This window comes from Marmoricola sp. URHB0036 (genome assembly GCF_000426045.1).
Taxonomy (GTDB): domain Bacteria; phylum Actinomycetota; class Actinomycetes; order Propionibacteriales; family Nocardioidaceae; genus Marmoricola.
This window is the reverse complement of sequence record NZ_AUEP01000023.1, coordinates 1-2,196: the sequence shown is the minus strand read 5'-3', so window position 1 is coordinate 2,196 and position 2,196 is coordinate 1. Positions and strand designations below refer to the sequence as shown.

Annotated in this window: 1 protein-coding gene; it reads right to left on the bottom strand. The window is 59.7% G+C overall.

Annotated elements, in window-relative coordinates; genetic code table 11:
• Positions 1–519: 519 nt before the first annotated feature.
• Positions 520–1,944, bottom strand: coding sequence for an amidase (locus tag H976_RS29720; protein WP_081683074.1), 1,425 nt, complete (start codon positions 1,942–1,944; stop codon positions 520–522).
• Positions 1,945–2,196 lie beyond the last annotated feature (252 nt).

Here is a 2,196-nt window from a genome sequence, read left to right as displayed (position 1 = left end):
TGTGTGTCACCAAATCGTCCCTCGTCGAGCAACTTACCCAGCAGGATTACCTGCTGTTCGGTGAATCGAACCTTCACACGGACGGGTTCATCATCGGTCACTGCTATCACCTTCCATAACCATCGCCGTTTTCGCGTCCGCGGCATTTCAGCCCGGAGGTCGAAGAACCGGGAGCAGTTGTGTGGTAGCTGCGGCTGGCCGGCCGCGTGGGGCGAGCAGCCGGTCAACCGGTCGAGGGATCACCACTCCTTCATCACGGCCCAGAGTGGAACGGTCCATCCTGCGGGGCCTACGAAATCGCCCGCAACACCCGGTGGGTGAACGTCAGTGTCCTCCCTTGGGTTCATGCCTGCAGGTTACGCAGCCGCCTCCTGCGGCACCATGTCTACAACGACAACAACCCGGCCCGCGGCTTTGGCGACCTGAACTGATCCCTCCAAGCGAGGCTGACGCGGACAACCAGGCGTCGACGCGCGGCCGTTACCCCTTCGACCAGCCAACTCAAGACCTATTTGCCAATTATGGTTGCCGTCCAACAACAGGCTTTTGTGCGGCCCAGGGGCGGGCCTCCTCCAGCGTTCTGGCCACTCCCAGAATTCGAGCGTCCTCCCAGTGACGGGCAGAGATTTGCAGACCGACTGGACAGCCATTGTCTGTAAACCCCGCCGGAATGCTAATCGCAGGATTGTTGATCATGTTAAACGGGTAGGTCAGCAGCCAGTCTAAGAGTTCCTCTCGCAGGCTAGCGCCCTCCAGCCAACTTGGCGCGAACTGATCAACCGGGAAGGCTGCCGACGCCAGTGTCGGCGACACGAGGATGTCGAAGTCTGTCATAAAGTCGTCCCAGTGAGCGTAGAGATTCACTCGCTGCATATATGCGGTACCCCAAGCGGCGAGAGGAAGGCGCTCGCCTTGCGCCTTGATCTCGCGAAGACGCTCATCGTAGTCTCCTGGACGGGACGCGATATCGACGTGACTAAGCAATCCAGCATAAGCAGGGACCCACAGCCCTTCCCACATTGCGATGGAGGCATTTTCCCAGGCGGGTGCCGCCTCAGTCACGTCGGCGCCCAAGTCAGCCAACGTATCGGCCATACCACGAGCAATGCGCGCCACCTCTGGGTCGACGTGCACTCCTAAACCAAGGTCAGCTGACCATGCAACACGCAACCCCTTGATGTCCGGGAGTGCAGCATTGAAGTAGGACGATTCGACCCGATGTGCAGATGGGAAGGTCCCCGTGTGAGGGCCCGCCATAACGTCGAGCATCAAGGCGTTGTCCGCAACCGTGCGGGTGATCGGGCCATCGTATGACCAGTCGAGAAGGGGGGAGGGCGACGGTGTAACTCCGGTTGTCGGCTTGAGGCCCACGACGCCACACATTGCGGCGGGAATTCGTATTGAACCGCAGCCGTCCGAACCCTGCGCAAGTTGCCCCATGCCCGCTGCAACTGCAGCTGCGGCGCCGCCGCTCGATCCCCCTGCAGTGCGGCCATGCTTCCACGGGTTGTGAGTCACTCCGAACAGATGGTTGTCAGTGCCTCCGTAATAGCTCATCTCCGGCACGTTGGTTTTACCGAGGAAAAGCCCTCCTGCCTCCTTGAGGCGAGACACGACCACCGCGTCCTGTGACGCCCTATGATTCTTACGCGACAACAATCCACTAGTAGTCGGCAGGCCCGCGACATCGGTCATGTCTTTGATCGTGTACGGAACCCCATGAATGGGTCCTAAGGATCCACCCGTCTCCTGAAGGCTGTCAAGCCTGGTGGCGTCGGCTCGGATAGCATCCGGATCAAACGAAACGATCGCATTCAGCTTAGGATTCACGTTCGCGACATGTTCAATAAGGCTTTCAGCTATTTCCGGTACACTGAGCTCCTTACGGCGAATGAGGGACGCGAGTTCATAGGCAGGGGTCCAAGCGAGCCCATTGCTATTCAAGACACGCGCCAATCATAGGGGTTGCTCTCCCGCCTCGCTCGACTGAATTGCCATGTGACAGCGACCAATGGTCGAGGCGCCCGTCGTGTACACACCTGCCACTCGCCGGGGTGCTGCTGATCCTGAGGATGCCGTTATCGCCGATCGCCGGTACCGGTGAACGGACCATGCACCGAACCCATCAAGGGGTGAGGGTTCGTGCGATTCATCAGGTACCACTCCATGACACCTCGTCGGATGGCATCCTCATCG